Genomic DNA, 6,661 nt, shown 5'->3' with positions numbered 1-6,661 from the left:
CCCACATCTCCTCCACGGCCATCGAGGGCGGCACCGCCCACCCCGAACTCAAGCTGCTCGACGCCCGGTGACCGCACCACACGGCAGGCCGACGTCGAGTACGCCGGGAACGGCGTGACGTACGACCGGGGCCCGGAACCGGACACCGGTTCCGGGCCCCGGCCCGTCAGCCCCCCGTCAGCCCGCGCAGCGCCCGGCCGAGCAGGGCAACGCCCCCGGCGATCACCCCGGGCGGGGTTGCCGCGTAGCCCAGGACCAGGCCGGGAGGGCCGGGCGACTGCCGATGCCAGGACAGCGGCTGGCACTTCACGCCCCGCGCCAGGGCCGCGGCGGCCACGTCGGTGTCGGGTACGTCCGCGGCGTAGGTGACCGTCAGGTGCAGGCCGGCCGCGGCGCCGTGCACGACCGCGCCGGGCAGGTGCTCGGCCAGGGCGGCGATCATCGCGTCCCGGCGCCTGCGGTGGCGGCCGCGCAACAACCTCAGGTGACGCTCCAGTTCCCCCGTCTCCATCAGCCGGGCCAGCACCAGTTGCGGCAGCACCGCGTTGCCCAGGTCGTTGAAGCGCTTGGCGTCGACCAGCGCGGCGCGGTGGCGGGGCGGTGCCACGAGCCAGCCGATGCGCAGGGCCGGCGCGAGCAGTTTGGACACGCTGCCCATGTAGCACACCCGGCCGGCCAGCATCGCGCGCAGCGCGGGCACCGGCGGCCGGTCGTAGCGGTGTTCGGCGTCGTAGTCGTCCTCCAGGACCAGCCCGCCGTCCCGCACCCAGTCCAGCAGCTCGCGCCGGCGCTCCCCGCTGGTGACCACACCGGTCGGGAACTGGTGGGCGGGCGTGAGCAGCACCGCACGGGCGCCGGTGGCGCGCAGCGCGTCCACCCGCACCCCGTCCCCGTCGACCGGCACCGGCGGGGTGGCCAGGCCCCCGTTGCGCAGGTGCTGACGCGCGCCGAGCGAGCCGGGGTCCTCCACCGCGACGGCGTCGACGCCGTCCGCCCGCAGCACCGGGTGCAGCAGAGTCAGCGCCTGCGCCGTGCCCGCGACGATCAGCACCTCGTCCGGTTCCACCCGCACGCCCCGCACCCGCGCCAGCCAGTCGGCCACCGCCCGCCGCAGCCGGGGGGCGCCCCGCGGATCGCCGTAGCCGAGGTGGTCGGCGGACAGCCCGGCGAGGACGGCGCGTTCGGCGCGCAGCCAGGCGGCGCGCGGGAAGGTGGCGAGGTCGGGACGGCCCGGACCGAAGTCGACGGCGGCGGGAGCGGCCCGCAGCGCGTCGAAGACCGCCGCGTCCGGCGGACCGCCGAAGAGCGTGCCGGCGGCGGGGGACCGGACGCCCCGGGGAGCCGCACTGCCCGGTGCGCCGGCGAACAGCGTGCCGGAGGCGATCGATCCGGCGCCGGGCGGGACCGTGCCCTCCCGGGCGGCGACCGGTTCGCCGGTGAACGCCCCCGCGACGGTGGCCGGTTCGCCGCTCGGCAGGACCGTGCTGTCCGAAGCCCTGGTCCCGGGAGAATCCGCCACCGGTGCGAACGGCGCCGCGACCACCACCGTGCCACCGCGCCGCCGGCCCTCCACCTGGCCGTCCTCGGTGAGCCGCCGGTACGCCTCCGTCACCACCCCGCGCGAGAGCCGCAGCTCCGCCGCCAGCACCCGGGTGGGCGGCAGCCGTGCGCCGACCGCGAGCCTGCCGTCGGCGATCGCCTGCCGCAACCGGCCGGTCAGCCACTCCGCCTTGCCGCAGCCGGGCACGTCACCGACGGCCAGTTGCAGGAAGTCGGAACCCTGGCCCGGGAGTTCCCCGGCCGCCCGTACGCCTCGCCGCTCGTCCACCGTGCCCATGCTGTCACGCACCACCCGTCCACCCGCCGGCCTCAGCCGCCGAAGAGGAACTCCGGCGCGCCCGGGGTGAGCAGGGCGGTCGTGGTGACGGCCCGCCAGTGCGCCGCCACCTCCTCCTCGACCGTCTTCAGCAGCTCCGGCAGGATCTCCGCGCCGCTGTCGTGCATGGCCTCCGCCACCACCAGCACCCGACGGGTCCGTTCCCCGACCGCCGAATGCCCGCTCTGCCGGTGCGTCCAGCGCCGGGCGTGCGCCCGTCCGGCGGAGTCGACGAACGTCACCTCGCCGGGCGCGGGATGCTCGGTGCCCCCGGCGAACGTCGTGTACGTCTCGTCCCCGGCCGCCGGACGCACCTCCAGCAGGGGCCCGGCGACACGATCGGCGTCGAGCACGGCCACCGGCACCGCGTAGGCCGCCGACACGGCGTTGCACAGATCCACCAGCGGGTGGATGCGCGGCAGCGACCCCTCCTTGCGCAGTCGCCGCAGCAGCGACTCCGAGGCACACCGGTACTGCGTCGGCTTCACCCCCATCCGCGTGAACGTCCGCCGCCACGCCAGCACCTCGGGGAACTCGCCCTCCGTGCCGGCCGCCAGCCGGGCCGCGGCCCGGGCGGTGTGGACGGCGGCGCGTGGTCCGGTGTCCGCGGAGGCGTCGACGCCGGTGGCGTACAGCGCCCCCGCGCTCAGTTCGGGGAACGCGGCCCGGACGGCCTCCGCATGCCGGAATCGCATGATCTCCTCCTCGACGTTCGGGATCACCACCCTGCCGGGACCGTGGCCCACTCGCCAGGGCCAAACAAGGCACGAGGCACAGGTCCATATCCGGTGGGCGACCGGTTCCCGCGCCGGGCCGCACGCACCGGTGCCCCGGCGCCCCCCGGCCCGGGCCGCCTCCCGCCCGCGTGACATCATCGGCCGGGCTCAGGAACACCGCCGTACGAGGAGCACGATGAACCCCGCGCTGCTGGACGACTTCTCCCTGGAGATGACGGGCAAGGACGTCGCCCGGCTGGAGGAGGCGCGCGACAGCATCCCGCGGGGCACCCGCGTCAACATCACCTTCCTCGCCGGTGAGGACCTCGGCACCCGCCTGGCGGCCGCCCGCGCCGTCAAACGCCTCGGCCTCGTGCCCGTACCGCACATCTCCGCGCGCCGCCTGCCCTCCCGCGCGGCCCTGGAGGAGTTCCTGTCCGGGCTGGCGGCGGACGGCACCGCCGAGAACGTGTTCGCCGTCGGCGGCGACCCCGCCCGCCCCGAGGGCCCCTACGCGGACGCCCTCGCCCTCCTGCGCACCGGGCTGCTGGGGCGCCACGGCGTGCGCCACGTCGGGATCAGCGGCTACCCCGAGGGCCACCCGGCGATAGCCGGCCCCACGCTGTGGACGGCGCTCACCGACAAGGCGGCGGCCATCGCGGCCCACCGGTTCGACGGCGACGTCATCACCCAGTTCGGCTTCGACGCCGAACCGGTCCTCGGCTGGCTGGAGGCCGTACGCGCGCGGGGCGTCCACCTGCCCGTCCGCATCGGCGTCCCCGGCCCGGCCGGCGTGCGCCGGCTGGTCGGCTACGCCACCCGGTTCGGCGTGGCGACCAGCGCCTCCGTCGCCCGCAAGTACGGCTTCTCGCTGACCAACCTCATGGGGACCGCCGGCCCCGACCGCTTCCTCGACGCGCTGGCCCACCGCTACGACCCCGCGCGGCACGGCACGGTGAAGGTGCACTTCTACACGTTCGGCGGGCTGCGGACCACCGCCGAGTGGGTCGCCCGGTACCGGCGGGAGAACCTGTCGCCACTGACCGGTCGGACGGCTCCGAGCGCCCGCTGAGGCGAGCCGGACCAGGCCGGCACCAAGGGCTTCCTGGCCCGCCCACGTACGTGTCGGATTTCCGCCAGCGCCCCTGCCCGGCGGTCGCGGATGCTGGACGCATGCAGACAGCGATGCACCTCGACCGGGAACGCTGCGTGCGCGCCGTGCGCTCCAAGGACGCGCGGTTCGACGGGTGGTTCTTCACCGCGGTCCTGACCACCGGGATCTACTGCCGGCCCAGTTGCCCGGCGGTCCCGCCCAAGGCGGAGAACATGACGTTCCACCCGAGCGCCGCCGCCTGCCAGCAGGCCGGCTTCCGGGCCTGCAAGCGCTGCCGCCCCGACACCAGCCCCGGCTCCCCGGAGTGGAACCGGCGCGCGGACCTGGTGGCCCGCGCCATGCGGCTGATCGCCGACGGCGTCGTGGACCGCGAGGGCGTGCCCGGACTCGCCGGCCGCCTCGGCTACAGCGCCCGGCAGGTGGAGCGGCAGCTGCTCGCCGAGCTGGGCGCGGGACCCCTCGCACTCGCCCGGGCCCAGCGCGCCCAGACCGCACGGCTGCTCATCGAGACCACCCCGCTGCCCATGGCGGAGATCGCATTCGCGGCCGGCTTCTCCTCCATCCGCACCTTCAACGACACCGTCCGCGAGGTCTTCGCGCTGTCCCCGAGCGAACTGCGCGCCAGGGTCCCCGCCCGCCGCGCGGCGGGCGCCCCGGACGGCCAGGGCACCCCCGGCACGCTCAGCCTGCGTCTGCCGTTCCGCGCCCCGCTCAACCCCGACAACCTCTTCGGTCACCTCGCCGCCACGGCCGTACCCGGCGTCGAGGAGTGGCGGGACGGCGCCTACCGCCGCACTCTGCGGCTGCCGTACGGGCACGGCATCGTCGCGCTCGCCCCACGGCCCGACCACATCGCCTGCCGCCTCACCCTGAGCGACCTGCGCGACCTGACCGTGGCGATCAGCCGCTGCCGCCGCATGCTCGACCTGGACGCCGACCCGGTCGCCGTCGACGACCGGCTGCGCACCGACCCGCTGCTCGCGCCGCTGGTCGACCGGGCACCCGGCCGACGGGTGCCGCGCACGGTCGACGAGGCCGAGTTCGCCGTACGCGCCGTCCTCGGACAGCAGGTGTCCACGGCCGCGGCCCGCACCCACGCGGCCCGTCTGGTCACCGCGCACGGCAAGCCGCTCGACGACCCCGAGGGGGGCCTCACCCATCTCTTCCCGTCCCCCGAGGCGCTGGCCGCGGTCGACCCCGGCACCCTGGCGATGCCCCGCACCCGGCGCACCACCTTCACCACCCTGGTCCGCCAACTCGCCGACGGGGACCTGCACCTGGGCGTCGAGTCGGACTGGACGGAGGCCCGGGCCCGGCTGCTGGCACTGCCGGGCTTCGGCCCCTGGACGGTCGACGTCATCGCGATGCGCGCCCTCGGCGACCCCGACGCCTTCCTCCCCACCGACCTCGGAATCCGCCGCGCGGCCGGGGAGTTGGGCCTGCCCTCCACCCCGGCCGCGCTCACCGCGCGCGCCGAGGCCTGGCGGCCGTGGCGGGCGTACGCGGTGCAGTACCTGTGGGCGACCGACAGCCACCCGATCAACTTCCTCCCCGTGTAGAGAGGTTCACCCGTGACACGCCACACCGTGATCGACAGCCCGTACGGCCCGCTCACCCTCGTCGCCGACTCCGACGGCTTCCTGTGCGGCCTGTACATGACCGGCCAGCGGCACCGGCCGTCCGAGGAGAGCTTCGGCCCGAGAGGGGACGGCCTGCGCTGCTTCGCCGAGGCCGAGGAGCAGCTGACGGCGTACTTCGCGGGCGAGTCGACGCACTTCGCCCTCGAACTCCGCTTGCGCGGAACGCCGTTCCAGCGCGGCGTGTGGGATCAGCTCACCCGCATCCCCTACGGCGAGACCCGCACCTACGGCGAACTCGCCGACGCCCTCGGCAACCCGCACGCCTCCCGCGCGGTCGGGCTCGCCAACGGCCGCAACCCCATCGGCATCATCGTCCCCTGCCACCGCGTGATCGGCTCGGACGGCAGCCTCACCGGGTACGGCGGCGGCCTGAACCGCAAGCGCCGGCTCCTGGACTTCGAACGGGGGACGGCGCTGTTCTAGGCCCTGTCCGCGAAGTCGCGCCTGCGCCGCGACGCCCGCCCTGCGGGCGGACGACGCGACTTCGCGGACACGGCCTGGCGGCGACGGCGCGCGCGTGGCGCGGCAAGATCCTAGGCGGCGTCCTGGGTAGCGATCCGGCGCAGCAGTTCGGGCAGGGCGGTACCGATGGGCTCGTGGATCACTTCGTCGGCCAGTCCGTCGTACGGAGTCGGTTCGGCGTTGACGATGATCAGGCGGGCGCCATGGTCGGCGGCGACGCCCGCGAGGCCGGCGGCGGGCTGCACCTGGAGGGTGCTGCCGACCGCGACGAACACCGTGCAGGCCTTGGCGATGGCGGCCGCCTCACCCAGCACCACCGGGTCGAGCCGCTCGCCGAACATCACGGTCGCCGACTTGAGGATGCCGCCGCAGTCCCGGCAGGCCGGATCGTCCTCGCCGGCCTCGACCCGGGCGAGCGCGTCCTCCATGGAACCGCGCGCACGGCACTTCGTGCAGACGACCGCATGGGCGCTGCCGTGCAGCTCCAGCACCTTGCGGGCGGGCATCCCGGCGAGCTGGTGCAGTCCGTCCACGTTCTGGGTGAGCACCCGCACCGGGATGCCGGACCGGTCCAGCTCGGCGACGGCCCGGTGGGCCGCGTTCGGCACGGCCCGCAGCGCGCCCCCGTCGCGTCGCATCAGCCAGGACCGCCGCCGGATCTCCGGATCGCTCATGTAGTACTCGTACGTCACGAGCTTCTCGGCCTCCGGATCACGGCGCCACAACCCGTTCGGACCGCGATAGTCGGGGATCCCGGAGTCGGTGGAGATTCCGGCTCCGCTCAGGATGGCGACGAGAGGCTTGGTCATGCCGCCGAGGGTAGGCCGGGTGCCGCGGCCCCGGCGAACGGATA

Annotated in this window: 6 protein-coding genes; 3 read left to right on the top strand and 3 right to left on the bottom strand. The window is 75.4% G+C overall.

Annotated features, from left to right (window positions below):
• Positions 1-166: 166 nt before the first annotated feature.
• Positions 167-1,837, bottom strand: coding sequence for an aminotransferase-like domain-containing protein (locus tag IE177_RS28390; protein WP_190018315.1), 1,671 nt, complete (start codon positions 1,835-1,837; stop codon positions 167-169).
• Positions 1,838-1,869: 32 nt separating this feature from the next.
• Positions 1,870-2,571, bottom strand: a complete 702-nt coding sequence (locus IE177_RS28385; RefSeq protein WP_190018298.1) for a B3/B4 domain-containing protein — start codon at positions 2,569-2,571, stop codon at positions 1,870-1,872.
• A gap of 217 nt (positions 2,572-2,788) precedes the next feature.
• Here IE177_RS28385 and IE177_RS28380 point away from each other — a divergent pair, with 217 nt between their 5' ends.
• From IE177_RS28380 to IE177_RS28370, 3 genes are all read left to right on the top strand, one after another.
• Positions 2,789-3,664 (top strand): methylenetetrahydrofolate reductase, encoded by an 876-nt coding sequence (locus IE177_RS28380; RefSeq protein WP_190018297.1) that lies wholly within the window; start codon positions 2,789-2,791, stop codon positions 3,662-3,664.
• 113 nt (positions 3,665-3,777) lie between these two features.
• Positions 3,778-5,265: an AlkA N-terminal domain-containing protein gene (locus tag IE177_RS28375; RefSeq protein ID WP_190018314.1), complete on the top strand. Its 1,488-nt coding sequence runs from the start codon at positions 3,778-3,780 to the stop codon at positions 5,263-5,265.
• Positions 5,266-5,277: 12 nt separating this feature from the next.
• Complete coding sequence (locus IE177_RS28370; protein ID WP_190018296.1) at positions 5,278-5,769, top strand: methylated-DNA--[protein]-cysteine S-methyltransferase; 492 nt, start codon at positions 5,278-5,280, stop codon at positions 5,767-5,769.
• Between the two features lie 110 nt (positions 5,770-5,879).
• Here IE177_RS28370 and IE177_RS28365 read toward each other — a convergent pair whose 3' ends face one another.
• Positions 5,880-6,617 (bottom strand): SIR2 family NAD-dependent protein deacylase, encoded by a 738-nt coding sequence (locus IE177_RS28365; protein ID WP_190018295.1) that lies wholly within the window; start codon positions 6,615-6,617, stop codon positions 5,880-5,882.
• Between the last annotated feature and the right edge of the window lie 44 nt (positions 6,618-6,661).

The sequence above is a fragment of the Streptomyces lucensis JCM 4490 genome (assembly GCF_014650035.1).
Lineage (GTDB): Bacteria > Actinomycetota > Actinomycetes > Streptomycetales > Streptomycetaceae > Streptomyces > Streptomyces lucensis.
This window is presented reverse-complemented; position numbering and strand designations above follow the sequence as displayed.

What these genes read in the sequence shown, in the direction of transcription:
- IE177_RS28390 (WP_190018315.1), bottom strand. Translation starts at nt 1,837, where the DNA reads ATGGGCACGGTGGACGAGCGGCGAGGCGTACGGGCGGCCGGGGAACTC.
- IE177_RS28385 (WP_190018298.1), bottom strand. Translation starts at nt 2,571, where the DNA reads ATGCGATTCCGGCATGCGGAGGCCGTCCGGGCCGCGTTCCCCGAACTG.
- IE177_RS28380 (WP_190018297.1), top strand. Translation starts at nt 2,789, where the DNA reads ATGAACCCCGCGCTGCTGGACGACTTCTCCCTGGAGATGACGGGCAAG.
- IE177_RS28375 (WP_190018314.1), top strand. Translation starts at nt 3,778, where the DNA reads ATGCACCTCGACCGGGAACGCTGCGTGCGCGCCGTGCGCTCCAAGGAC.
- IE177_RS28365 (WP_190018295.1), bottom strand. Translation starts at nt 6,617, where the DNA reads ATGACCAAGCCTCTCGTCGCCATCCTGAGCGGAGCCGGAATCTCCACC.